The sequence below is a fragment of the Marivita sp. genome (assembly GCF_965656765.1).
Taxonomy (GTDB): domain Bacteria; phylum Pseudomonadota; class Alphaproteobacteria; order Rhodobacterales; family Rhodobacteraceae; genus Marivita.
In genome coordinates this window covers 42776-67418 of record NZ_CBFHLV010000004.1, presented here as the reverse complement: position 1 = coordinate 67418, position 24643 = coordinate 42776, and the positions used below count along the sequence as shown (strand labels likewise).

Here is a 24643-nt window from a genome sequence, read left to right as displayed (position 1 = left end):
TCATGTTTCCCAAATGGTTCGATAAATGGAACAACGAAAACCCGACCAATATCTACGGTCCGGCGATCTTGGTTGGTGCTGCGGGTGTAGCGGTCACAGTTGCCGCGTTCATCGTGGTGGTCGGCCAGCCGTTTAAGACAGAAAGCCTTCAAACTGGCCCACGCGGGACAGGGATGTCACGGCCCGAGTTCGTCTCTGATCTTGCTGCACCGGATCCGACGATCGAAGTCATGTACACCGAAGCGCCATACGTCCCCGAGGGCGGAGAGCCTTTGGCATCCGAGATTTACCAGAACGTTCAAGTTCTGGGTGATCTGACCGAGGACAACTTCAATCGGGTCATGCTTGCCATGACCGATTGGGTCGCTCCCGATCAAGGATGTGCCTACTGTCACGGTGATGTCGATCTGGAAGAGTATGGAAACGACGATCTTTATACCAAGATTGTTGCGCGACGCATGATCCAGATGACGCAAAACATTAACGAGAACTGGGACGGCCACGTAAACGTCAACAAGGAAGTGGGTGTGACCTGTTACACCTGCCACCGTGGACAAAACGTGCCTTCGGACATCTGGTTCAAGATGGGTTCAGTCAACGAAGCAGCCGGCGGTTGGGCGGCGGTTCAGAACAGGGTGACGGTGCAAAGCCAGTACACGTCTCTCCCCTCTGACGCTTTGGAGACGTTCCTTCTGGATTACGGACGCATCGGTGTTCACGATCTAGAGGCCCATGTTGCCGCATATCCGACGGAAGAAGGATATCCGACCTGGCAGGATACGGAACGGACGTTCAGCTTGATGAACTATGTTTCCAACTCCTTGGGTGTGAACTGTGTGTTCTGTCATAACAGCCGCGCGTTTTATGACCCCGAGCAAGTGACCCCGCAATGGGCGACTGAACAGTTGGGCATCGGTATGGTTCAGGAAATGAACAACGATTACCTGGTGCCGCTCGAGAGTGAGTATCCACCGGAACGCCTTGGACCGGTCTTTGCTGACGCGCCCAAAGCCGCCTGCAAGACCTGCCACAAAGGTTACCAGCAACCGCTGCAAGGAACGAATGTCATCGCTGACTGGCCCGAGCTCGCGACAACAGGTGCGCCTGTTTACGAATGATAGGTTAGGGCGGTTTTCGCCCCTACCGTCCGCCAGATCCGGTTTTGACAGGTTCCCAAAACGCAAAACCGGATACGGGGCTCAACACCCCGGTTCCCTTCCTGTTGGCTACAGGAACTGGCGTCACGTTTCTAGGTACCCCTGGCAAACGTGACGCCTTTCTTCCCTCTGTCCCCGAGGAGACTGCCAAATGACACATTCAAATACCCCCACACTCGACCGCGTTGCCGGACCTGCCGATCTGCGCAATATGGATGACGCTACGTTGACCAAGGTCGCAAACGAAGTCCGATCCGAAGTGATATCAGCAGTTTCGCAAACCGGTGGACATCTGGGATCAAGTTTGGGTGTCGTCGAGTTATCAGTGGCAATTCATGCTGTGTTCAACACACCAATGGATAAGCTGATCTGGGACGTTGGACACCAATGCTATCCGCATAAAATTCTGACTGGTCGCCGCGACCGTATGAAGACGCTTCGTCAAAAAGATGGCTTGTCTGGTTTCACCAAACGCAGTGAGTCGGAATACGATCCGTTTGGTGCAGCACATTCCTCTACCTCGATCTCTGCCGCCCTTGGATTCGCTGTCGGGCGTGATATGGGCCGTCCAACAGGTGATGCAATTGCCGTGATTGGTGACGGGTCGATCAGTGCTGGTATGGCCTATGAGGCAATGAACAATGCGGGCCATGAAGGGCGCCGTCTTTTCGTTATTCTGAATGATAACGAAATGAGCATCGCACCACCGGTCGGCGCGATGTCGTCTTACCTAAGTCGCATGTATGCGAACGAGCCTTTGGCAAAGGTGAAGTCGCTCGCCGAAGGGTTCGAATCCGCATTGCCCGCACCGATGCGTGAAAGCGCCAAGCGCGCGCGGCAACTTGTGACCGGGAACCTTCAAGGTTCTGGTACACTTTTCGAAGAGCTGGGTTTTGAATATATCGGTCCGATCAACGGCCACGACATGGATCAGTTGCTTCCCGTGCTACGCGCGGCCCGCGCCCGTGCGACTGGCCCGGTCTTGATCCATTGCTGCACTGTAAAAGGTAAGGGATACGCCCACGCTGAAAACAGCGCTGACAAGTATCATGGTGTGTCCAAGTTTGATGTTGAATCTGGCACTCAGGCGAAATCAAAACCCAATGCACCCAGCTATACCAAGGTTTTTGGCGACGCCCTGACCGAAGAGGCCGCGCGCGATCCGAATATCGTTGGTGTGACCGCTGCAATGCCGGGCGGCACAGGTATCGACATTTTGGCTGACCGATTTCCGTCTCGCGTTTTTGACGTTGGCATAGCCGAACAGCACGCAGTGACCTTTGCAGCGGCGATGGCCGCATCAGGTCTGAAACCGTTCTGTGCAATCTATTCCACATTCCTGCAACGTGGTTACGATCAGGTCGTACATGATGTCGCTTTGCAAAACCTGCCGGTGCGATTTGCGATTGACCGAGCGGGACTTGTTGGTGCCGATGGCGCCACCCATGCTGGTGCTTTTGATGTGGGGTATTTGGCCGCGCTGCCTAATATGACAGTTATGGCCGCCGGTGACGAAGCCGAACTAAAGCACATGGTGGCGACAGCTGTCGCCCATGACAGTGGCCCTATTGCCTTCCGTTACCCGCGTGGGGCTGGAAACGGCATTGAGATGCCAGAGCGCGGTGAAGTCCTCGAAATCGGTAAAGGCCGAGTACTGCAAGAAGGCAGCGATGTCGCCTTCCTTAGCTTTGGAGCACATCTCGCTGAGGTCGAAGCGGCCGCGCGTTTGTTGGAAAAAGACGGCGTCAGCGTCACGATTGCCGACGCCCGCTTTGCCAAGCCTTTGGATATTGAGCTGATCCTGAAACTGGCTAGAACGCACGAGGCTTTGGTCACGGTCGAGCAAGGATCGCGCGGTGGCTTTGGCGCAATGGTCCTGCATGAACTGGCTGATCGTGGTGCATTGGATCGCGGGCTCAAAGTTAGGACGATGACCCTGCCGGATCGTTTCATCGATCAGGCATCGCCGGACGAAATGTATGCCGATGCTGGGATGACTCGCTTTGATCTTTACAAACTGGCAGTCACGCTCACATCAAGTGATGGCAAGGTGGTCCCCCTCACGAAAGGTGCGTGAGGGTTAGATCCAATCCAAAGCGTCGTCGACAAGACCCGTTACGCTGATCGTGAATTCCGATCCTTGATCGGTATCTACCAATGAGGCGTGATCGTCGATCAGGTCTTTGGCCTCGACGACAGATGCGATGGTTCCGTCAAAGGCCTGCATTGACGTATTGGCAACTTGGACATTGTTCAACCCATTAACGACCGCGTAGTACGCGCCGATCTCAGCCTTGGTTTCGAGATACTGCGCGTCGGCTGCGCTTCCTGTTGCCGCTTTGGCACCGTCAATCATTGCAAGGATAAATTCGGCACGATCCACGGCACCGTTGTCCAGAACGCGGGTCCAATAGTCAAAGCCGTCCGTATCGGGGTTTCGGCCAAGGATGTTTGAATAGACGGCAGTAACGAAGTCGCCTGTGCTGCTTGACCCACCATAAAGCGCTTGGGTTTCCGGCTGGTCAAAGAATTGGCGGGCAATCTCATTCATCGACATGCCATCGGCCAAGGCTGAGCCCCAGAACAAAAGACCTGTGGCGTCAGGTGCTCGGTTAAAGTACGCGACATAAAGCTCGCTGAAGGCCAGCATATCGGCCTCGGTCAGAGTGCTGACATTGGTGAACCGGCTGAGTTCAAAAACAGTGCCATTGAATTCAAGGTTCTCGATGCTGTTGAGCGTATCCGTTCCGTCACCGCCGCTACGGTCTTCGATGACTATCGACCCATCACTGATCGTAAGACCATAGTTTGATATATCGTTCATATAGACGGCGGTGTCGATGCCATCGCCACCTGACAGAATATCATTTCCGCCTGACCCTTTGATCCGGTCGTTCTGATCTGTGCCAACGAGGTTTTCTGCAGTCGCGGTTCCAACCAAAACACCTGTCGAATCTGGTTCGTTCACTGACGTGTCGGGGGCCCGGCTTTGTTGGCCGACCACATCGGGCGTGGTTTCCCCGCCAGTCATCGCAAAGTTCTGGGTGACCATAACAGAGTAATAGGTTCCGGTATCGTAGCTATAGCTTCCGGTTTGGATGCCTATGCCGACCACTTCGAGTTCGGGCATAAGAATGTTCTCGCGGTGGCCCGGGCTGTTCATCAACGCGATGTGCAGGTCATACACATCGTCAAACAGACCTTCATCACCTCGCTCGCTCTGAGCGGCGATGTTCTCGGCGGTACGCCAAGACCCTGAAAAATCAAACCCTTCGGCGGTCATGCGTTCGGTCGGCGTTGACCCATCGATCCCGGTATGGCTGAAGACATTATTGTCCAGCATCCATTCGGAATGCGCATCGGCAGACGCGTTCAATACCTTATCGAGCACGAGTTCACTCAAGCCACGGCTTGTGCGCTCCTCGTTCACGAGATCTAACATGTACCGTTCCAGATCACTGGCGGTGGCAGCAGACATCTCAAACTCCCCAGTTCGAGCCCCAAATGAATGTCTAAGGACAGACTAGGGCAAGAAACAGGAGCGAATGTGTTTAAAATTGGCTATTTTAAGCTGGGTTTACGCAGGAAACTGCCAGTTCTCCGAAGATCTGTGGCGCGTATGTGTCAAGGTAAATGCGCAACCAGGGGGTAAAGCGGCTTGGTTCGTTAACCACTTCCTGCATTAAATCGCCATACCGCACCCATCGAGTCGCCATGACTTCGTCGGGATTCAAATCCAACTTTGGGGCTCTGTCGACTTCGGCAACAAAGATATCGACCACTTCGTGCTCGATGAGTCCGCCGCCAACATCGGCCCGGTATTCAACGCGATCCCGATAATCGAGTGTCAGGCCACTAATCCCGAGCTCTTCTTTCAAACGCCGATTTGCGCAATCCAGACTGCTTTCTTCCCAGTTTGGATGAGTACAGCACGTGTTCGCCCAAAGACCGGGGGTATGGTATTTGCCCATAGCACGACGTTGGATCAGAATCTCATCCCCGCGCAATACGAAAACCGAAATTGCCTTGTGCTTGAGGCCACGGATATGTGCATCAAGCTTTTCAACGGGTTCAAGCGTTTCACCACGCCAAGCAGGGATGAGCGTCTGGGTCATACATGTGTCTCCCGCACAAGACCCAACAAATGACGTGCGTTTTTGAAACCGATCTTCAGGTGCGCCATGGGCCGTGCTTTGACGAGCTTTTTGTTCATATACGCTTCAAAGGTCAGCTTTTGAACATCCACATCATGACATAGGGAAACGAACCGTTCGCGGCGCGCATCACTTTTATAATAGGCGTCCTGCATCTGGCCCAGCACGCGGAAGACGGTCTTGTGTTCCTTCATGAACAGTTTGCGCGCCAGCGCGAGGTCTGTAATGCGTCCAGACTTGAGCGTTGCGGCGCATGCCGTTGCAGCATGCCGCCCGCAAATCATCGCGTAGTAGATGCCTTCGCCGCTGGATGGCGCAACAACACCAGCCGCATCACCGGCCAACACAACATCGCGGGCATTGTCCCAGAACCGCAAGGGCTTCAGTGGAATTGGTGCGCCTTCTTTGCGCAAGGTTTCGCAATCGGCAAGACCCGAAGCTTGACGCAGAGCAGCAGTCGCCTCCTTGAGGTTAACGCTTTGGATGTAGGTACCCATTCCGACAGAGGTTGTTCCTCCATGTGGAAACACCCAGCCATAGAAATCTGGGCTGATTGCACCATCATAGATCACGTCACAGCGCATTGGATCATAGACATCGTTCTTTTCCGGCGCGGCAATGATTTCGTGGTAGGCAAAGACCAACGGTACTTTGTCCCCACCGGGAATTTCGTCCCGGGCCACGCGCGAATTTGCGCCATCAGCGCCAATGATCAGCCGTGTCTCAAGTTTGCGTTCTTCGCCGGACTCTTTGTCGCGATAAACAACCCAACGCTTCTTGGCCTTCTTGTCTCGTTCGATCCGTACGAATGTGCCGGTGAACCGTTCGGCTCCGGCGGCTTCGGCGCGGGCGCGCAGGAAGGGGTCGAAGTATTTGCGATCAACCATCCCGACAAAGCCGTTTTCGATCGGGATATCGACATGGCGGCCCGTAGGCGAAATCATCCGCGCAGTGTTGACCTTGGCAACAAGCTGCTCCTCACCAATATCGAAGTCCTGCATCAGCCGGGGAGGAATAGCTCCGCCGCAGGGTTTGATCCTGCCCTCGCGATCCAAAAGCGCAACGCTATGCCCAGAGCGGGCAAGGTCTTCGGCGGCGGTTGCACCGGATGGGCCACCGCCCACAACAACAACATCGTACATGGTCACTCTCCTGCGATCAGTTCGGCTTGTGCGGGGCTGCCTTCCATAATGCGCAAGGCCATAAAGGCAGCGCACAGGAACAACCCGGCTTCAAAGACAAAGACGGCCCCAAAGGCCGGTGCGTCGGTGGTCAGGGTCCGCATCACGTCTGCGGCGGCGGCACCAGTCAGCCCGCCGAAACCTGCAGCAATCGCCTGCGCAGCACCCCAAAGGCCCATGCGCGTGCCTTCGCGTTTTTCCCGGCCTTCGCCGGCAAGCGCCATCATTGAACCGATGGCGGCAACAGCAAATGCGCCGTTGAAAAAGCCAAGCGCAAAAACGGCGGGTAACAGGGTTTCTTGTCGGGCATAGCCGCCAAGAATGGCGATGACACACAGGCTGGCCGCGGATCCAAGGCAACCGCCAATGACCCAATTACGCAGGCATCCGAACCGTAGCGCAGTCGCCGCGATCCCAACGGTGAGCATTCCAAGGAACACTCCGCCATTCTGAATGCCGGACAATGTTGTGCTTTCGCCGGGGGTGAAGCCAAAGACGAGACCCGCATAGGGTTCCAAGATCAATTCTTGCATGAAATACGCGGTCATCGACAGGAAGACGAAGATGGTAAACAGCCGTGCCTTCGGTTCGGCCCAAACTTCGGCCAGCCCTTCACGGAAGGGAACGGGGTCAGGCTCGGACGCGGCTTCGACGCCACGCTCGATGCGCCACGTAGCCAGAACCGTGATCGCAAGCGCGGCCAAAGCGACGCCGGACACAACACGGATCAGGACAGCGGGTGTGTACGGGTCAAGCAGTTGCCCGACCACACCAGCGGTCATCGCGATGCCAAAGATCATCATGAGCCAAGTGATCGTGGCAGCAGCTGCGCGGCGGTGCGGTGCGGTTGCGGTTGCGAGAAGTGCGAGGACGGACGTTCCGGCAGCACCGGCCCCAAGGCCGATCAGAGCATAGGCGAGAACCGACATCGCCAGACCCAGCGAATAGCTGGCCTCCATCTTGACCACACCCATTGCAGCCAGAACTCCGCCAGCCGCAAGGATGACCATGCCCCGCAGGATCCATCGGGTGCGATTGCCGCCTTTGTCTGACAGGAATCCCCAGTTGGGACGGGTGATTTGGATACCATAGTGTAACCCGACAAGCATGCCAGGCAGAACGGCGGGAAGCGCCAGTTCAACGACCATGAGACGGTTTAGGGTCGATGTTGTCAGAACAACAATGGCCCCAAGGGCCATCTGAACCAGACCCAAACGGACAATAGCCAGCCAACCCAAGGTCATCAGAACACTCCTACGGCGCGAAGCGCAAACGCCGACACCATCATGCCCGATACGTACATGAGAACGCCGGTCGCATTGTACCAAGGCGCTTTGGCTTTCGGATCTTTGAGCATGACAGACATCGCCCAAAGCTGGCCAAGCAGCAGCATTAGGACGATGGCGGCATGTGTGGACTGTTCCCATTTCGCAAGCGCAAGGATCACAAAGATTTGCGGAACAATCATAACGATACATGCGACCTTGGCCGCCTTTTCGGGGCCAAGCGTCACCGGAAGGGAATTCACTCCCATTTGGGCGTCACCCTCTAGCGCTTTGAAATCATTCAAGGTCATGATGCCATGTGCACCAATCCCATACAAAAGCGCGATCAGGATGATCGGCCCAGAGGGGAGCGTTTGGCTGAGAACGGCAGCGCCAGTGAACCAAGGCAGAGATTCATAGGACAGGCCAACCAAGCCCGGACCAAACCAGCCGGATTTCTTGAGACGAACTGGTTCAACCGAATAGGCCCAAGCCGCGATCACGCCAACTACGGTGGCAATAAAGCCCCATGTTCCCAAAAGAGCACCCAGCGCAAGCGATAGTACCGACATAGCGAGGGCGATCCAAAGACCCCACCGACCTGGAATTCGGCCAGATGGGATCGGGCGATTGGGTTCGTTGATTGCATCGACATGCCGATCACACCAATCATTGGCAGCCTGGCTCATGCCACAGACAACTGGACCAGCGAGGATCACCCCGACGATCAGAAGTCCCAGATGTTCAGTAATCGCCACACCCGAGGCGATAGCACCGCACGCATAGGCCCACATTGGCGGGAACCACGTGACGGGTTTGATCAGCTCTAACATGGCCGAAGGGGCCGGATAGCGATCTTGGTGTAAACTTACGCTGACAGTCATGTGTCAACTAGACACGACAAATCGATTCACATCAAGCAAAACAGACAGGACAAATTGTCATAAAAAGGGTGTCAGAGCGGCTTTAGTCGCCGTCACCATCCTTGTTAAGAAGCCCATACTTACGCAGCTTCACATAAAGGCTTTGACGGGATAGCCCCAACATCTCGGCTGCTGCGACCCGATTGTTCCGGGTCAAGCTGACGGCCGTTTCGATGCACATCTTTTCAACGACATCGGTAGTTTCTGACACGATTTCTTTCAAAGTGGCAGAACCTACCAGCTCCATCACGTTGCGGCTTGATTCCTCACTGGTCTGAAGCGGCGCTTTGCGCATCGCATCGACTCGGCTGATGTCCCGGATGACAAAACCAAGTGTTGGTTCACTGCGATCTTCGAAATAAGTGACAGACATTTCAACGGGAGTCTTTGCACCAAAATCGTTCAAAAGCTTGGTGGAATACATCCGCATCTGTCCGGTGCGACGTGCGTTTTCGACCAGAACACTCATGTCGATTTGACCGCGACCGAGGAAGTCAGAAAAGCTCCGACCACGAACATCGGCGGTATGGGCAGCGTCCACCAGATCGAGGAATGCGTCGTTGCACGCCTCAATAACACCAGTAGCCGTGGTAAAGATGATGGCGTCGGAACCTTTTTCAAAAACGGACGCGAGGTTGTTCGACAGATTATCAAACCGCGCAACAGCTTCATCGGCAGTGGTCAGGCGGCAGATCAGGATCCGTTCACCCGCAGCACGGAAAACTTGTGGTGTGACCAACACGCGCTGACGTCCGCGGCGCGACTGTACCTCTAGGCCAGAGTTGCTTTCGGAAATTGACGCATTGATCAGCGCTTCGGTGAATTCTTCGGGCCGTTTGTCCCGAAATTCCTGCGCAAAGGAAGAACCAATCAGATCTTCCCGCGATGACTGCAACAGCGCGGCGGCGGGATCGTTCAGGTCTTTGATTTTCCCGTCATTGACCGAAACAAACACGATGCTGTCCCGCACTGTCCGCAACAGAAGGCGATAGCGGGCATCGAATTCACGGCGTGCTTCATAGCCCTGTTCAAGGGACATCTGCGCCTGGACAAGCTGTTGCTGAGTTTCAGCAATAGGCCGCAAGTCGCGGCCAAGCATCAAAAATGATCCATCCGACCCGAATGGGTGGAAACTATATCTGACCGGGAATTCCCAAACAGCGTTGTCCGAATGGTTAAGCTCAACGGATCGCGATGGCGTTTCGCCTTTTTCCATCGCTTCCATGACGGCTTCAATCTTGGGGCAGCTTTCACGTGTCAGGAACTCCATGAGAGGGCGGCCCTCCCAATGGTTCAACTTGCCAAATGAAGTCTCGTTAGGATTGATCAAAACGGACAGGACTTTGCCACCGCCAGACACAACCAGCGCAATATCGGACGCAACTGTAATGATGCTCGACAGAACTTCGGCGTCGATAAGTGGCACGGAGCCGCTGCTCCAGAAACTGGACCCACTCGTATTCATTACCGCGTCAAAGACCTGCTTCTGGATTTGTTCTTTTCGCACAGTTTAAGTGCAACCTTCACATCGTTTGTCACCAGATCGACATCAGTCTTCTCTTTGACACCGTCCGCGAGGTTCAGAACAATACCTCCCAGAACCAGCGGCGGGGGCGCCAAGACCCCGGTTCTAATGCGTTTAACCAACTTTGCGATTGATGCAAGCGCGTCCGGGCGAGAACCGGAAAACAGCACCATATCGTAGCTTTCTTCTGACAGCGTCCTCACAACGGTATCGTCGCGCGCACCAAACAAAATTCTAACAGATGCACCCGCGCGCCGCATCTGTGCTGTGGCAACATGCGGCCCCAGAGTGTGGCTGTCATTGCCCTGCAGTAACAACAAAACGTTGAACCCGTTGGCAACCTCGGAAGGCTTGGCGGCCCAAGGCGGTGCCAGCATGGTCAGAAGCCCTTGAAGGCGGGCCGTTGCGATTGTCACCTTTGCAAAGCCAATCACATCCTCAGACCACATCCGACCCATTTCGCGGGCGGCCTGCGGGATGTAGATGTCTACGATCTGGTCTGCGCTAATGCGACGGTCCTTGAGATCATCAAGCAGCGCTTCTGAATTGAACGCACCCGGTTGCAGTGCGACATCTACCAGTTTCTGTACAACGCTGCTTCGAATTGTCTGCGCGCCCTCTTCGCCTTTGTCACTCAAGACAGACAGCACGGTGGACGCTAAAGCGGAAATATCCAGCCGACTTTCATCGGAGGACGCGCGATCGTCGGTATGGTCGTTTGCCATTGTCAAACCCTCGTAACCGATAATGCGCGACACATGTCAGGCATATCAGACATCTCTAGTCTCTGATTCTTGACCCATAATGTCAAAGATAATTGACACTGATCTCCGTTAGGCTTTTCTTTCAAGGCCGTAAAGCCAAAAAAATCACCTAAAAATCGCTATTTTTTGTAGGTTTTTGAGAATCGGCACCGTTTTTCCGGTATCTGTCAGGCCTTGGCGCTAGAGTGTAAGTTTTAGTTGACACTTGGCCTGAGCAGCAGCTACTTTTTAGGGAACAAGGACGGAATCGAAGACATGGCAGGAACGCAACGCGCCGCTGGAAAACCAGTGTTTCTCTATACAGAGGAACAGCGCGCACGCCGGGACAACAGTATTTGGACAACAATCCAAGGAGTGCTCGCGCCGCTGCAGTTCTTGGCGTTTCTGATCTCTTTAGGTCTTGTCGTCCGGTATCTGTTGACTGGCGCGGGCTATGACGCGGCCACTTTGTCGATCCTGATCAAGACGGTCTTCTTGCTGACTATCATGGTGACTGGTGCGATCTGGGAAAAAGTCGTGTTCGGCCAGTACCTGTTTGCGCCAGCATTCTTTTGGGAGGATGTCTTTTCCTTCCTCGTGATTGCGCTGCACCTTGCCTATGTTTGGGCCCTTTGGACGGCTGCCCTAAGCCCAACCGAAGAGATGTTGCTCGCTCTCGCAGCTTATGCTGCCTACGTCGTCAACGCTGGCCAGTTTCTGTGGAAATTGCGTGTCGCCCGTCTTCAGGCAAGCGAAACCCACATCACCGACGAGGCCACCGCATGACCGAGCAATTCACTCCCCCTCCTTCGCGCGGCTGTTCCAGTACACCAGTTCTGAAAGAGCGTGGTCAGCACGAGGTCTTCTGTGGCCTTACCGGAATTATCTGGCTGCACCGAAAGATGCAGGATGCGTTTTTCCTTGTCATTGGAAGCCGCACGTGTGCCCATCTTCTGCAATCCGCCGCTGGCGTGATGATTTTTGCCGAACCCCGTTTCGCGACGGCAATCCTGGAGGAAACCGATCTCGCCGGGATGGCTGACGCACAGCAAGAGCTTGACCGTGTGGTCAGCGAATTGCTCGAACGTCGCCCCGACATTAAGCAGTTGTTCCTTGTCGGCTCTTGTCCGTCTGAAGTGATCAAGCTTGATCTTGCGAAGGCTGCCGAACGGATGAGCGCGCAGTTTGCGCCGAATGTGCGTGTGCTCAGCTATTCTGGGTCCGGCATCGAAACGACGTTCACTCAAGGCGAAGATGCATGTTTGGCTGCGATGGTTCCAGTGATGCCGAATACTGACGCGCGAGAGCTGCTTTTGGTTGGAGCACTACCCGATGTTGTCGAGGAGCAGGCGGTCGGTCTTTTGGAGGCGATGGGTGTTGGCCCGATCCGTGTTCTTCCTGCTTCGCGCGTGAACGATGAATACGGTATCGGTCCGAACACGCTCTATGCGCTGACACAGCCATTCTTGAACGACACACACGAAGCTCTGCAGCGCCGTCATGCACAGCACATCGCGGCCCCGTTCCCGTTTGGCGAAGAGGGGACAACCCAATGGCTCCGCGCGATTGCCGATCAGTTCGGTGTATCCGACGCCAAATTTGCCGAGGTTACTGACGCGCCTCGCGCACGTGCGCGAAAAGCTGTTGCACAAGCATCTGAGGCTCTGCGCGGGAAGTCTGTCTTCTTCTTCCCGGACAGCCAGTTGGAAATCCCTCTTGCGCGTTTCTTGACACGCGAATGCGGTATGGACGCCGTCGAAGTCGGAGCGCCGTTCATCCACAAAACCGTCATGGCTCCCGACCTCGATCTGTTGTCCGAAGGCCCAACGATTGCCGAAGGTCAGGACGTGGACAAGCAGCTTGATCGTTGCCGGGCCGCACGTCCGGATCTGACGGTCTGCGGTCTCGGTCTTGCCAATCCGCTTGAAGCTGAAGGTCTCACCACCAAGTGGGCCATCGAATTGGTTTTCACTCCGGTGCATTTTTACGAGCAAGCAGGTGATCTCGCCGGTCTCTTCTCGCGACCAGTGCGTCGCCGTGACCTCCTCAAGTTGGAGGCGGCAGAATGAAGCTCACCGTCTGGACATACGAAGGTCCACCGCATGTCGGCGCAATGCGTGTCGCAACCGGTATGACCGGCTTGCACTACGTTCTGCACGCCCCACAGGGCGACACATATGCGGACTTACTGTTCACTATGATCGAACGCCGCAACCATCGCCCGCCGGTAACTTACACCACGTTTCAGGCGCGTGATCTGGGCGCGGACACAGCGTATCTTTTCAAAGACGCCGCCATGGCCGCCTATGAGCGGTTTAAGCCCGAAGCGATGATCGTCGGTGCGTCTTGCACGGCCGAACTTATCCAGGACGACCCCGGCGGTCTTTCCGAAACGCTTGGCCTGCCGATCCCGGCCATTCCGCTTGAGCTGCCCAGCTACCAGCGCAAAGAAAATTTTGGCGCGGACGAGACGTTTTATCAAATCGTCAAGGCCCTCGCCAAGCCCATGAAAAAGACTGCGCGCGTCACAGCTAACCTGATTGGCCCAACTGGCCTTGGTTTCCGACACCGCGATGACATTGTCGAAGTGACAGGCTTGCTCATGGATATGGGCATCGAAGTGAATGTCACGGCCCCGATGCCTGCGTCACCGTCCGAGATCGCCAAGATGGGTCAAGCGCATTTCAACGTTCTTATGTATCCCGAAACGGCCGAAACCGCAGCGCGCTACATGGAGCGCGAGTTTGACCAGCCCTATACCAAAGTGGTTCCTATCGGTGTTGGTGCAACCCGCGATTTCGTCAAAGAAGTCGCCCAAATCGCTGGGGTCGAGCCTGTATTGGACGATAGTCGTCTGCGCTTGCCTTGGTACTCTGCCAGCGTAGACAGCACCTATTTGACTGGCAAACGCGTGTTCCTTTTTGGTGACGGCACCCATGTTGCCGCCTGCGCCCGCATTGCCCGCGATGAGATGGGTTTCGAAGTGGTCGGCATGGGCTGTTACAACCGCGAACAAGCTCGGATGCTTCGCGCAACGGCTCAGGAATTCGGCGTCGAAGCACTCATCACTGATGATTATCTCGAAGTCGAACGTCGGATCGAAGAACTGGCGCCTGAGATGATCCTCGGTACTCAGATGGAACGTCATATCGGCAAACGGCTGGGCATTCCATGCGCCGTCATTTCTGCACCCGTACATGTGCAAGATTTTCCCGCGCGGTATTCGCCCCAAATGGGGATCGAAGGCGCTAATGTGATTTTTGACACGTGGGTCCACCCACTGGTTATGGGTCTTGAAGAGCACCTTCTGACCATGTTCCGCGAAGATTTTGAATTCCATGACGATGCAGGTGCCAGCCACCACGGCCACAAGGCCAAGCTGCGCGAGATGGGTATCAATTCGCCGTCCGAAACAGAGACTGTTGTACCTGAAACGGCCCAAGCGAACACTGGCCCGGTCGAGATTGTCTGGCTGCCCGCCGCTGAAAAAGAACTCAAGAAAATCCCGTTTTTCGTGCGCGGCAAAGCCAAGCGGAACACCGAAACCTTCGCGTCTGAACGTGGCGTGCAGGAAATCAGTGTCGACACACTTTATGAAGCGAAAGCCCATTATGCGCGATAGTTTCACCGAAGCCCGGGCGTATAACATCGCCATTATCACGTTGGACAGTCATTCTGCTGGTCCCGTGGCGCGGGCGTCGGTCAACCTTGCGCAAGACTTTCCAGGTTTGAACGTTACCGTTCACGCGGCGGCCGAATGGGCGGAAACACCCGAAACTTTGGCCGAAGCAAAGATCGCCATCGCCGAAGCTGATATGGTTGTGGCGAACCTTTTGTTCCTTGAAGAGCACATCAAGCCCATTCTCGAAGATCTGCGCGCGGTACGTGACAAGGTCGATGGGATGGTTGGCGTGATTGCGGATGCTGAAATCATCAAGCTGACCAAGCTGGGAAAGCTCGACATGAGCAAGCCCGCGTCAGGTCTGATGAAGCTTCTCAAGTCGCTTAAGCCGAAGTCCGAAGAGTCGGAAGTCGAAAAGGGCGAAAAGCGGATGCAGCAGCTGCGCCGCTTGCCAAAGCTGCTCAAGATGGTGCCGGGCAAAGCGCAGGATTTGAGGTCCTGGTTCCTTGTCATGCAGTATTGGCTAGGCGGATCTGACGACAATATCGAATCTATGGTGCGCTACCTGCTTGGTAAGTATGCCAAGGGTCGCGAAGAATGGCTGGGTGCTGAGGCAGAGGCGCCCATCGAATACCCTGATGTGGCTCTGTATCACCCCGATTTGCCCCAGCGTATCACCACTGACATTGCTGACCTGCCTCGTCCGGCCGAGGTTAAGGCCACTATCGGTCTGTTGATGATGCGCTCTTACGTGTTGGCAAACGACACGGCCCATTATGACGCGGTCATCCGCGCGTTCGAGGCCAAGGGCATGGCCGTTGTTCCTGCCTTTGCCGGTGGTCTAGATGGCCGCCCCGCGATTGCCGAGTTTTTCCGTAAAGAGGATCGTACGACCATTGACGCGATGGTGTCGCTGACCGGTTTCAGTCTTGTTGGTGGTCCTGCCTATAACGACAGCGATGCTGCTGTTCGCGTTCTGACGGATCTTGATATTCCGTATATCGCTGCCCATCCGCTGGAGTTTCAGACGCTTGGTCAATGGGCCAATGGCGATCAAGGACTAGGCCCAATCGAAACGACAATGCTCATCGCGCTGCCAGAACTAGACGGTGCAACCTGTCCGACAGTGTTTGGTGGTCGTCATGGCGCCGAGGGTTGCAACGGCTGTCAGTACCAATGCCCATGCGATACCCAGAGCAAAGCAATGGCACCCTGCCGCGAACGCATCGATAGCCTTGCTGAAAAAGCTCTGCGTCAAGCGACGCTGCGCCGCAAGCAAAATGCAGACAAGAACGTTGGGATCGTACTTTTCGGGTTTCCGCCCAATGCAGGTGCCGTTGGCACAGCCGCGTATCTGAGCGTGTTTGAATCGCTATTCAACACACTGCACGCGATGAAGGCTGAAGGATATGATGTCGAGGTACCAGAAAGCGTTGCAGCTCTGCGCGCGACTGTCCTCGAAGGCAACGCCAAGCAATATGGCCAAGAAGCCAATGTTGCCGCGCATGTCAGCGCCGATGACATTGTGCGCAACACACCGCCGTTGAAAGCCATCGAAGCAGTCTGGGGCCCTGCACCGGGCAAGATTCAGTCTGACGGACGCGGCGTCTTTGTTTTGGGTGCGCAACTTGGCAAAGTGTTTGTCGGTGTTCAGCCCACCTTCGGCTACGAAGGTGACCCGATGCGCTTGCTCTTCGAAAAGGGCTTTGCCCCGACGCATGCCTTTGTCCAATTTTACATGTGGATGCGCAACACGTTCAAAGCGGATGTTGTTCTGCATTTCGGCATGCACGGCGCGCTGGAATTCATGCCGGGCAAACAGGCCGGAATGGGTGCGCGCGATTGGCCGGATCGCTTGATCGGCGAGATGCCGAATGTATACCTTTATGCTTCGAACAACCCGTCCGAGGCGGCATTGGCCAAACGTCGTTCTGGCGCTGTGACGGTCACACATTTGACACCGCCTCTGGCGCAATCAGGTCTCTATAAGGGCCTGCAAGAGCTTAAAGACAGCCTGACGCGCTGGCGTTCTCTTGATCCTTCAGACAGCGAACGGGCCGAGTTAGAGACACTTATCGCTGAACAGGCCGAAGTTGTGGACATGAAGGGCACGGCCCCCGATGCGCTATGGCTGAAGTTGCTTGAAACTGAAGATGCGCTGATCCCCGATGGTCTTCATATTGTTGGCAAGACGTTCAGCGACGACGCGCGTGCCGAATATCTCAAGCTGATTGAAAGCGCTGATGCCGAAACCAAGGCAAAGGTCGATGCGCTGTTGCAAGAAGAGACAGAACTAGCTGGTCTTATTCGCGCTCTTGATGGGCGCTTTACCCCGCCTGTTCCGGGTGGCGATCTGATCCGGTCGACCGATGTTTTGCCCACGGGCCGCAACATTCACGCGTTCGACCCGTTTCGCATGCCGACCGAATTCGCTTGCCGTGATGGCGCGAAACAGGCGCAGCTCTTGCTGGAAACACACAAAACGCTTCCGCGTACTGTCGCGCTGGTTCTTTGGGGATCGGACAACATCAAATCCGACGGTGCCCCCTTGGCGCAGGCGCTTGCCCTGATGGGTGCAAAGCCGCGCTTTGATAGCTTTGGCCGTATCTCGGGAGCTGATCTCATTTCGCTCGAAGAACTGGGTCGTCCGCGCATTGACGTGGTGATGACGCTGTCGGGCATCTTTCGCGACCTTCTGCCTTTGCAGACCCGCATGTTGGCCGAAGCTGCCAAAAAAGCGGCTGAGGCCGATGAGCCTCTGGAAATGAACTATATCCGTGCCCACGCTTGGGTTTATGCGCAGGAAAACGGTGTTGATCTGGAAACTGCAGCCTTGCGCGTCTTCTCGAATGCCGAAGGCGCGTATGGGTCGAACGTCAACGCCCTGGTCGATAGCTCTGCGTTTGGTGATGAAGACGAACTGGCCGACGCGTACGAGGCACGCAAGTCCTTCGCTTACGGCGTGAACGGCAAAGCTGCGGCCAACCACGCGCTTTTGCAAGAGACGCTCAAGACCGTCGATGTCGCATATCAGAACCTTGAATCTGTGGAACTGGGTGTCACCACTGTCGATCATTACTTCGATACTTTGGGTGGGATTTCCCGCGCCGTCAAACGCGCACGCGGGGGTCAGGAAGCGGCGATTTACATTTCCGACACCACGCGAGGAAATGGCAAGGTGCGCACGCTTCAGGATCAGGTCGCGCTTGAGACACGGTCACGCAGCCTGAATCCGAAATGGTTCGAAGGCATGCTCAAGCACGGGGCCGAGGGCGTTCGTCAGATCGAAGCTCAAGTCACCAATACAATGGGCTGGTCTGCGACGACCGGCAAAGTCGAACCGTGGGTCTATCAGCGCCTGAGCGAGACCTTCGTTCTGGATGAAGATATGCGTGCACGCCTCGCTGATCTGAACCCAACCGCTTCAAGCCGCATGGCGAACCGTCTGCTCGAAGCACACGACCGCAACTACTGGCAACCCGACGCCGAAACTCTGGCCGCGTTGCAAGACGCTGCCGACGCTCTGGAAGATCGCCTTGAGGGGATCGCTGCAGAATGAGCGCCAACACGCATAACCGGAGGCCCAAATGAGCCCACTTGACGCAAAAAGCCCGCCCGCCGCCCGCGCCGCCCTGCGCGAATCCGCTGGACTTGAGGCACGCGGCCTGTCCGCGCCGCCGGTCCTTAAGGGACAAGACGGCGAAGGTTCGGTGCAGGTGCATCAAGACAATTCGATGAAGATCGAAGGTGCCAAGGTATTCGCAGTTTACGGCAAAGGCGGTATCGGCAAATCGACCACGTCGTCAAACCTGTCTGCCGCCTTTTCAAAGCTTGGAAAGCGCGTCTTGCAGATTGGCTGCGATCCTAAGCATGACAGCACCTTTACATTGACAGGCCAGCTCCAGCCGACTGTGATCGACATCCTAAAAGAGGTCGATTTCCACGCCGAGGAACTGCGCCCTGAAGATTTCGTTGCCGAAGGGTTTAACGGTGTGAAATGTATCGAAGCCGGTGGTCCGCCGGCTGGAACGGGCTGCGGGGGTTACGTCGTCGGGCAGACCGTGAAGCTTCTAAAGCAGCACCACCTGCTTGAAGACACTGACGTGGTTCTGTTCGACGTTCTGGGCGACGTGGTCTGCGGTGGCTTTGCTGCGCCCTTGCAGCACGCCGATCGCGCAGTGATCGTCACCGCCAATGATTTCGACAGCATTTACGCCATGAACCGGATCATCGCCGCGGTTCAGGCCAAATCGGCCAACTACAAGGTGCGGCTGGCAGGCTGTGTTGCGAACCGCTCCAAGGACACGAACGAGGTGGATCGCTACTGCAACGAGGTCGGGTTCAAACGCATTGCGCATATGCCAGACTACGATGCTATTCGCCGCTCGCGTCTTAAGAAGAAAACCCTTTTCGAAATGCCGGACGAGGAAGACATTGTACTGGCGCGCAAAGAATACATTCGGTTGGCCGAGACCCTTTTCAACGGCACTGAGGCAATGGCGCCGAAGCCGCTGGAAGACCGCGATATCTTTGAATTGTTGGGTTTCGACTGATGAGCTACGACGCCACACGCGATCGGGTCGAACACTATTTCGACCGTACGGCGACCAAGGTTTGGGAGCGTTTGACATCAGACGCGCCGGTCAGTCGTATTCGCGAAACGGTCCGCAAGGGCCGGGACCAGATGCGCGATAAGTTGTTGTCGGCGCTTCCTGTCGACTTGAACGGTATCCGTGTTCTGGACGCCGGATGTGGTGCTGGGCAGATGACGCAGGAACTTGCGTCGCGCGGTGCCGATGTGGTGGCAGTCGATATCTCGCCCTCGCTGGTCAAGATCGCGAAGGATCGGTTACCGCAAGGCTTGCAGCACAAGGTGACATTCGCCAGCGGTGATATGCTGTCTAAAGAACACGGGACATTTGATCATGTGATCGCGATGGACAGCCTGATCTACTACACCGAATCCGATATCCGGGCCGCATTGGAAAAACTGGGTGAACGCACCAGTGGGTCGGTTGCTTTTACCGTCGCGCCACGCACGCCGCTGCTCATGACAATGTGGTATGCGGGCAAAGCGTTTCCGCGCTCTGATCGGTCGCCGACTATGATCCCGCACGGACCGCGTCGGCTGGGCAATACAGTCTCTGATATTGGGCAACTTAATGATTTGGGCCGCGTGAATTCCGGGTTCTACATCAGCCAGGCTTTGGAGTTCCGTCCATGATCGTAAGCCGCAAACAAGTGAAGTCTTTGGGAATGAGGATGCTGCCGTTTTCGGACGCGGCGTCTGATGATCTTCCACTGGCGCAATTGTTGCGGCTAGCGTTGTTTCAGGTGTCGGTTGGTATGGCAGGTGTCATGCTTTTGGGCACGCTGAACCGCGTGATGATCGTCGAGCTTTCTGTTCCGGCGACTTTGGTTGCCATCATGGTTGCCCTTCCGGTTCTCATTGCACCGTTCCGGGCGCTACTGGGATTCAAATCTGACAATCACCGCTCTGCCATCGGGTGGAAGCGGATTCCCTACCTCTGGTTCGGCACCCTTTGGCAGTTCGGCGGATTGGCCGTTATGCCTGCTTGCCTTTTGGTTCTGGGTGGCGACGTCACGCATGACGTCCCATTTGCAGGTGAAGTTCTGGCTGCGCTGGCATTTATCATGACAGGCCTTGGCATGCACATGACTCAGACCGCAGGTCTGGCTCTGGCTGCGGATCGGGCAAACGACGAAACCCGCCCGCGTGTCGTGTCTCTGTTGTATGTGATGTACCTTCTCGGCATGGGCCTATCAGCCATTGTGATCGGTTGGTTGCTTCGGGACTTTTCGGGCGTTCTCCTGATCAGTGTTGTGCAGGGTTGCGCCGTCGTCACTTTGGTTCTCAACGTGATCGCTCTTTGGAAGCAAGAGCACGTGCGCCCGATGACCAAGGAAGATCGCGAAGCGCCGCAACCGTCGTTCAAGGATGCTTGGAACGATCTGACCGCTGGTGGTACTGCAGGCCGTCTTCTTGCGGTCGTATTTATCGGCACAATGGCGTTCAACATGCAGGATGTGCTGCTTGAGCCTTATGGCGGTGAAATCCTTGGGCTAAGCGTTTCGTCAACGACTTTGCTGACCGCGACATGGGCATTGGGTGCGCTTGTCGGCTTTGCCTTGGCGGCACGCGTATTGGCCAAGGGTGGCAATACGTATCGCATGGCATCTGTCGGGCTTTTGGCCGGAGTCGCTGCGTTCAGTACAGTGATCTTTGCCGCGCCGATGAATTCAACAGCGCTATTCTTTGTCGGCGCTGGTTTGATCGGGTTCGGCAGTGGCTACTTTGCCATTTCAACATTGACTGCAGCCATGACCATCCCGACCGAAGGTCTTGCCGGACGTGGGCTTGCGCTGGGTGCCTGGGGCGCTGCGCAGGCCACCGCAGCTGGGCTTTCTACATTAATTGGCGGCGCGACACGTGACGGTGTCAACATGATCGCCATGTCCGGAAGCTGGGGCGACGCGCTTGCCACACCGGCTACGGGCTATTCCGTCGTTTATCACCTCGAAATCGGGCTTCTGTTTGCGACGCTCATCATATTGGGCCGTCTCATTAGCCAAAGCAGAAGCACCCTCACCATCAACCAGAAACCGACAGGGCTGGGCCTTGCCGATTTCCCGACCTGACCAAGGCCCATCAAGGAGCTAAAAAAAGATGACCGAAGACTATATCCTTGGAAACCTCGACCTCGCGAGCATTTCGCTCTGGTTGTTTTTCATTTTCTTCGTTGGACTCGTGATCTGGATTCAGCGCGAAAACCAGCGTGAAGGCTATCCTCTTCTTGACGAAGACGGCAGCCAAGCGGATGCGGGAAGCGTGTTCCCGAATCCGTCAGACAAGACGTTCCTTCTGCCGCATGGTCGTGGCGAATACACCGTGCCATCGGGCCAGACGCCCGAGCGGACTGACATTGACGCAAAGCTGTCGCGCCAGTTCGACAGTGGTGGTTTTCCGTTCGATCCAGTTGGCGATCCGCTTGCCGATGGTGTTGGACCGGGCAGCTGGGCCCCGCGCCGCGATGAGCCTGAGCTTGATGGCCATGGTCATCCCAAGATCATTCCGATGTCTGGCAGCGACCATTTCCGGGTGTCTGCTGGCCGTGATCCGCGCGGTTTGCCTGTTGTGGCCGGTGACGGTGCGATCGTTGGCAAAATCACCGACATGTGGGTCGATGAACCGGAGCAAATGGTTCGTTACCTCGAGATGGAACTTGATGCCGAATACGGCGGCGGATCGCGCCTTGTGCCGATCACCTTTACCCGCATCTGGGGCAACCGTGTAAAAGTGCGTTCGATTTTTGGCGAACATTTTGCCGGTGTTCCGAAACTCGCATCGCCACAGCAGATCACCAAACTCGAAGAAGAGAAGGTCAGCGCTTACTACGGCGGTGGCACCCTCTATGCGAGCCAAGCGCGCCTTGATCCGCAGATCTAACCATCAAGACCCAACAGCCGCAGCCACGGCTTTAGGAAAGGGAACCCACCATGCCACACGATGATTTCCAGGTAGAACCGGTCAAAGGCCTGCCAGAGACACCTCCTGAGGGGGAGGTGATCCTCTGGCAAGGCAAACCGGATTGGTGGGCTTTGTCCAAGGAATCGCTGAATCTGCTTTGGGTTGCAGGTTACTTTGTTTTCCTTGCCGCTTGGCGTTTCGTGGCTGTGATCGATCTTATGCCTCTGGGCCAGGCGATTTGGGCGTCTGTCCCATTCCTGATCCTTGGTGGGATCGTCTGCGCCTTGCTTCTGGGCATCGCTTTTGCTCAAGCGCACTACACCGTCTATACTGTTACCAACCGCCGCGTTGCGATGCGAATTGGTGCGGCGCTGACGGTGACATTGAACCTGCCTTTCACACAGATCGGATCAGCTAATCTAGATTTACGCAAGTCGGGCACGGGTACGATTGCCTTTGATCTGCTGGGTGATACGCGCATCAGCTATCTGGTCTGCTGGCCGCATGTCCGTCCGTGGCGGGTCTCCCCGACACAGCCCGCGCTGCGTTGCATCCCTGAGGCCGAAAAGATCGCCGCCATGATTTCTGAGGCAGCAGTGGCGCGTGTCTCAACACCGCAGGTGGAACGCGCTGGCAACACGCCGTCGGCTGTGGCCGCGGAATAGGGGGATTTACGATGAACACTCAAACCGTCGACAAAGCCCGTATCCACGCCACAGAACGCGAATTGGTGCCACGCCTGTTCGTTCGTGCGATGTTCGGCATGGTCATGATTTGCCTGATCATGGTCAGCGTCTATCGCTGGTTGGATGGGCCTGTCCAATATACCGCACCTGAATCGCCTATCGTGATTGAGAAAACTCTGTACCTTGAAGGAGCCATGAGCGGCGCTGCCAAGGTCTTTGCAGAAGACGGCGCTCTAGTCGCTGAATACTCACCGGAAGAGGGCGGTTTCCTCTCTGGTATGTGGCGCGTTCTTCAACGGGAACGCACCAAGACACGTGTGGATTTGAATGGTCCGGTGATCGTTCGCGCACGTGAAAACAACCGTCTTGAGATCTTTGATCCCAGCACGGGATGGGGGGCCGACCTCATGGGTTTTGGCGCCGACAACTCAGCCGCTTTCGCCAAGCTGCTGAACTAACCGAAAGGGAATCGGACTATGGGTCTGTTAACAAAAGATATTGAAAGGGCGCCGTGCACGGTGGAAATCAGCCACTGCTTCGAGAGCCTTCATGCGCATGTGCGGTTTAACAACGGCGCGGTGATCTATCCCGGTGACGAAGTGAAGGTGCAGGGTCCGGAAATCATGGCACCATTCGGAGAGGTCGTCTCGGAAGATCGCGAAGCAATCATCGTTCGTGCCTCCAAGCTTGAACAGCTTTGGACTCGTCTGACGGGTGATTTCGAAGTGATGGAGCTTTGTGAATTCTCCTTCTCGGAAGAGGTGACGCTATGAACATGCAAGCCAAGCATACTGCTGACGCCACAACGGTCGAAGAGAGCCTCGCCATCCAAGAGGAACAAGCAAAGTACGACGACAACTTTGCCACCGAAACCGCGATGGCGAACACGCTTCTGACGCCACGCTTCTACACCACCGATTTTGATGAGCTGGACGCCATCAATGTGGAGGGTATTCGCGCGGAATGGGACGAGCTGATCGCCCAGATGGAAGCGGACCCCAATAAAGGTCACTTCAAAAAGAACGAAGACTGGGACCATGTCGATTGGGACAACATGGAGCCGGAGCTAAAGAAAGAGTTCATCGACTTCCTGATCTCAAGCTGCACCGCCGAATTTTCGGGCTGCGTTCTGTACAAAGAGATGAAGCGCCGTGGCAACAACAAGGACATCACGCAGCTGTTCCAATTGATGGCGCGCGATGAGGCCCGCCATGCCGGATTTATCAATGACGCGCTGCGCGAGGCGGGTCTGCGTGTGAACCTTGGCTTCCTGACGCAGTCGAAGAAGTACACGTATTTCCGGCCGAAGTTCATCTACTATGCGACGTATCTATCCGAAAAGATCGGCTATGCGCGGTACATCACGATCTTCCGCCATCTTGAGGCGAACCCGGAACACCGCTTCCACCCCATTTTCAAATGGTTCGAAGAATGGTGCAATGACGAGTTCAGCCACGGTGAAGCGTTTGCGCTTTTGATGAAGACGGACCCGAAACTGACGCAGGGCAAGAATGTTTTGTGGATCAAGTTTTTCCTGACAGCTGTCTATGCCACCATGTATGTTCGCGATCACCAGCGCCCTGCATTTCACAAGGCGCTGGGCGTTGATCCCGATTGGTACGCACATGAAGTGTTCACCAAGACCTCGGCTCTGACACAGCAAATCTTCCCCATCACGCTGGATATCGAGCATCCCCGTTGGCAGCCGACGCTGGAGCGTTTGCAGAAAGCAAACGTTCAGATTGCCGAAGGCAAAAAGCAGGGTGGTCTGGGTGGAAAGCTTAAGGAATGGGGCGGTGCTGCGAAGGCGGCGATGTGTTTTGTGTCGCTGTATACCATCCCTGCAAACAAACATCAGGTTCCTGAAAACACCCGTTTGGTGCGTGCTTACTAAATCG

General features: G+C 55.7%; 21 protein-coding genes. 14 read left to right on the top strand and 7 right to left on the bottom strand.

All coding sequences use genetic code 11. The features are described 5' to 3' along the window. Positions 1 to 2 precede the first annotated feature (2 nt). Complete coding sequence (gene pufC / locus ACTG4M_RS02530) at positions 3 to 1118, top strand: photosynthetic reaction center cytochrome PufC (RefSeq protein ID WP_439122060.1); 1116 nt, start codon at positions 3 to 5, stop codon at positions 1116 to 1118. Positions 1119 to 1308: 190 nt separating this feature from the next. Beyond that, on the top strand, positions 1309 to 3234 hold the full coding sequence (gene dxs / locus ACTG4M_RS02525; RefSeq protein WP_439122059.1) for a 1-deoxy-D-xylulose-5-phosphate synthase: 1926 nt from the start codon (positions 1309 to 1311) through the stop codon (positions 3232 to 3234). A gap of 3 nt (positions 3235 to 3237) precedes the next feature. Here the strand turns inward: dxs and ACTG4M_RS02520 are convergent, their stop codons facing one another. From ACTG4M_RS02520 to ACTG4M_RS02490, 7 genes are all read right to left on the bottom strand, one after another. Continuing rightward, positions 3238 to 4635, bottom strand: a complete 1398-nt coding sequence (locus tag ACTG4M_RS02520) for a DUF4214 domain-containing protein (RefSeq protein WP_439122058.1) — start codon at positions 4633 to 4635, stop codon at positions 3238 to 3240. Positions 4636 to 4723: 88 nt separating this feature from the next. Continuing rightward, entirely contained in the window at positions 4724 to 5272 is a 549-nt protein-coding gene (gene idi, locus ACTG4M_RS02515; RefSeq protein ID WP_439122057.1) for an isopentenyl-diphosphate Delta-isomerase, read from the bottom strand. Further along, positions 5269 to 6453, bottom strand: coding sequence for a geranylgeranyl diphosphate reductase (locus ACTG4M_RS02510; RefSeq protein ID WP_439122056.1), 1185 nt, complete (start codon positions 6451 to 6453; stop codon positions 5269 to 5271). Before ACTG4M_RS02510 ends, idi begins: the two co-directional genes overlap by 4 nt. 2 nt (positions 6454 to 6455) lie before the next feature. After that, positions 6456 to 7736: a BCD family MFS transporter gene (locus ACTG4M_RS02505; RefSeq protein WP_439122055.1), complete on the bottom strand. Its 1281-nt coding sequence runs from the start codon at positions 7734 to 7736 to the stop codon at positions 6456 to 6458. Continuing rightward, positions 7736 to 8641 (bottom strand): chlorophyll synthase ChlG, encoded by a 906-nt coding sequence (gene chlG, locus ACTG4M_RS02500; RefSeq protein ID WP_439122054.1) that lies wholly within the window; start codon positions 8639 to 8641, stop codon positions 7736 to 7738. Before chlG ends, ACTG4M_RS02505 begins: the two co-directional genes overlap by 1 nt. A gap of 82 nt (positions 8642 to 8723) precedes the next feature. Then, the gene (ppsR, locus tag ACTG4M_RS02495) at positions 8724 to 10145 is read right to left on the bottom strand and encodes a transcriptional regulator PpsR (protein WP_439122053.1); all 1422 of its coding nucleotides are present in this window, start codon (positions 10143 to 10145) and stop codon (positions 8724 to 8726) included. Further along, on the bottom strand, positions 10145 to 10930 hold the full coding sequence (locus tag ACTG4M_RS02490) for a cobalamin B12-binding domain-containing protein (protein ID WP_439122052.1): 786 nt from the start codon (positions 10928 to 10930) through the stop codon (positions 10145 to 10147). Before ACTG4M_RS02490 ends, ppsR begins: the two co-directional genes overlap by 1 nt. Positions 10931 to 11224: 294 nt before the next feature. Here ACTG4M_RS02490 and bchF point away from each other — a divergent pair, with 294 nt between their 5' ends. The 12 genes from bchF (at position 11225) to acsF (ending at position 24639) form a co-directional block, all read left to right on the top strand. Beyond that, positions 11225 to 11734, top strand: a complete 510-nt coding sequence (bchF, locus tag ACTG4M_RS02485; RefSeq protein WP_439122051.1) for a 2-vinyl bacteriochlorophyllide hydratase — start codon at positions 11225 to 11227, stop codon at positions 11732 to 11734. Continuing rightward, positions 11731 to 13017 (top strand): ferredoxin:protochlorophyllide reductase (ATP-dependent) subunit N, encoded by a 1287-nt coding sequence (locus ACTG4M_RS02480; RefSeq protein ID WP_439122050.1) that lies wholly within the window; start codon positions 11731 to 11733, stop codon positions 13015 to 13017. The genes bchF and ACTG4M_RS02480 overlap by 4 nt, the downstream gene beginning before the upstream one ends. Next, positions 13014 to 14570, top strand: coding sequence for a ferredoxin:protochlorophyllide reductase (ATP-dependent) subunit B (gene bchB / locus ACTG4M_RS02475; RefSeq protein WP_439122049.1), 1557 nt, complete (start codon positions 13014 to 13016; stop codon positions 14568 to 14570). The genes ACTG4M_RS02480 and bchB overlap by 4 nt, the downstream gene beginning before the upstream one ends. After that, positions 14560 to 18129, top strand: coding sequence for a magnesium chelatase subunit H (locus ACTG4M_RS02470; RefSeq protein WP_439122048.1), 3570 nt, complete (start codon positions 14560 to 14562; stop codon positions 18127 to 18129). Before bchB ends, ACTG4M_RS02470 begins: the two co-directional genes overlap by 11 nt. A 175-nt stretch (positions 18130 to 18304) precedes the next feature. Then, entirely contained in the window at positions 18305 to 19123 is an 819-nt protein-coding gene (bchL, locus tag ACTG4M_RS02465) for a ferredoxin:protochlorophyllide reductase (ATP-dependent) iron-sulfur ATP-binding protein (RefSeq protein WP_439122088.1), read from the top strand. Beyond that, entirely contained in the window at positions 19123 to 19794 is a 672-nt protein-coding gene (gene bchM / locus ACTG4M_RS02460) for a magnesium protoporphyrin IX methyltransferase (protein ID WP_439122047.1), read from the top strand. Before bchL ends, bchM begins: the two co-directional genes overlap by 1 nt. Further along, positions 19791 to 21230, top strand: a complete 1440-nt coding sequence (locus ACTG4M_RS02455; RefSeq protein WP_439122046.1) for a PucC family protein — start codon at positions 19791 to 19793, stop codon at positions 21228 to 21230. Before bchM ends, ACTG4M_RS02455 begins: the two co-directional genes overlap by 4 nt. 28 nt (positions 21231 to 21258) lie before the next feature. After that, entirely contained in the window at positions 21259 to 22038 is a 780-nt protein-coding gene (puhA, locus tag ACTG4M_RS02450; protein ID WP_439122045.1) for a photosynthetic reaction center subunit H, read from the top strand. A 50-nt stretch (positions 22039 to 22088) separates the two neighbouring features. After that, complete coding sequence (puhB, locus tag ACTG4M_RS02445; protein ID WP_439122044.1) at positions 22089 to 22724, top strand: photosynthetic complex putative assembly protein PuhB; 636 nt, start codon at positions 22089 to 22091, stop codon at positions 22722 to 22724. 11 nt (positions 22725 to 22735) lie between these two features. Next, complete coding sequence (puhC, locus tag ACTG4M_RS02440; protein WP_439122043.1) at positions 22736 to 23203, top strand: photosynthetic complex assembly protein PuhC; 468 nt, start codon at positions 22736 to 22738, stop codon at positions 23201 to 23203. A gap of 18 nt (positions 23204 to 23221) precedes the next feature. Beyond that, positions 23222 to 23518 (top strand): hypothetical protein, encoded by a 297-nt coding sequence (locus ACTG4M_RS02435; protein WP_299786591.1) that lies wholly within the window; start codon positions 23222 to 23224, stop codon positions 23516 to 23518. Continuing rightward, positions 23515 to 24639, top strand: a complete 1125-nt coding sequence (acsF, locus tag ACTG4M_RS02430) for a magnesium-protoporphyrin IX monomethyl ester (oxidative) cyclase (protein ID WP_439122042.1) — start codon at positions 23515 to 23517, stop codon at positions 24637 to 24639. The genes ACTG4M_RS02435 and acsF overlap by 4 nt, the downstream gene beginning before the upstream one ends. The last annotated feature ends 4 nt before the right edge of the window (positions 24640 to 24643 follow it).

What these genes read in the sequence shown, in the direction of transcription:
- ACTG4M_RS02520 (WP_439122058.1), bottom strand. Translation starts at nt 4,635, where the DNA reads ATGTCTGCTGCCACCGCCAGTGATCTGGAACGGTACATGTTAGATCTC.
- bchL (WP_439122088.1), top strand. Translation starts at nt 18,305, where the DNA reads ATGAAGATCGAAGGTGCCAAGGTATTCGCAGTTTACGGCAAAGGCGGT.
- puhC (WP_439122043.1), top strand. Translation starts at nt 22,736, where the DNA reads ATGAACACTCAAACCGTCGACAAAGCCCGTATCCACGCCACAGAACGC.
- ACTG4M_RS02455 (WP_439122046.1), top strand. Translation starts at nt 19,791, where the DNA reads ATGATCGTAAGCCGCAAACAAGTGAAGTCTTTGGGAATGAGGATGCTG.
- ACTG4M_RS02470 (WP_439122048.1), top strand. Translation starts at nt 14,560, where the DNA reads ATGCGCGATAGTTTCACCGAAGCCCGGGCGTATAACATCGCCATTATC.
- ACTG4M_RS02510 (WP_439122056.1), bottom strand. Translation starts at nt 6,453, where the DNA reads ATGTACGATGTTGTTGTTGTGGGCGGTGGCCCATCCGGTGCAACCGCC.
- puhA (WP_439122045.1), top strand. Translation starts at nt 21,259, where the DNA reads ATGACCGAAGACTATATCCTTGGAAACCTCGACCTCGCGAGCATTTCG.
- acsF (WP_439122042.1), top strand. Translation starts at nt 23,515, where the DNA reads ATGAACATGCAAGCCAAGCATACTGCTGACGCCACAACGGTCGAAGAG.
- idi (WP_439122057.1), bottom strand. Translation starts at nt 5,272, where the DNA reads ATGACCCAGACGCTCATCCCTGCTTGGCGTGGTGAAACGCTTGAACCC.
- chlG (WP_439122054.1), bottom strand. Translation starts at nt 8,641, where the DNA reads ATGACTGTCAGCGTAAGTTTACACCAAGATCGCTATCCGGCCCCTTCG.
- bchF (WP_439122051.1), top strand. Translation starts at nt 11,225, where the DNA reads ATGGCAGGAACGCAACGCGCCGCTGGAAAACCAGTGTTTCTCTATACA.
- pufC (WP_439122060.1), top strand. Translation starts at nt 3, where the DNA reads ATGTTTCCCAAATGGTTCGATAAATGGAACAACGAAAACCCGACCAAT.
- ACTG4M_RS02435 (WP_299786591.1), top strand. Translation starts at nt 23,222, where the DNA reads ATGGGTCTGTTAACAAAAGATATTGAAAGGGCGCCGTGCACGGTGGAA.
- bchB (WP_439122049.1), top strand. Translation starts at nt 13,014, where the DNA reads ATGAAGCTCACCGTCTGGACATACGAAGGTCCACCGCATGTCGGCGCA.
- ACTG4M_RS02480 (WP_439122050.1), top strand. Translation starts at nt 11,731, where the DNA reads ATGACCGAGCAATTCACTCCCCCTCCTTCGCGCGGCTGTTCCAGTACA.
- dxs (WP_439122059.1), top strand. Translation starts at nt 1,309, where the DNA reads ATGACACATTCAAATACCCCCACACTCGACCGCGTTGCCGGACCTGCC.
- ACTG4M_RS02490 (WP_439122052.1), bottom strand. Translation starts at nt 10,930, where the DNA reads ATGGCAAACGACCATACCGACGATCGCGCGTCCTCCGATGAAAGTCGG.
- bchM (WP_439122047.1), top strand. Translation starts at nt 19,123, where the DNA reads ATGAGCTACGACGCCACACGCGATCGGGTCGAACACTATTTCGACCGT.
- puhB (WP_439122044.1), top strand. Translation starts at nt 22,089, where the DNA reads ATGCCACACGATGATTTCCAGGTAGAACCGGTCAAAGGCCTGCCAGAG.
- ppsR (WP_439122053.1), bottom strand. Translation starts at nt 10,145, where the DNA reads ATGAATACGAGTGGGTCCAGTTTCTGGAGCAGCGGCTCCGTGCCACTT.
- ACTG4M_RS02505 (WP_439122055.1), bottom strand. Translation starts at nt 7,736, where the DNA reads ATGACCTTGGGTTGGCTGGCTATTGTCCGTTTGGGTCTGGTTCAGATG.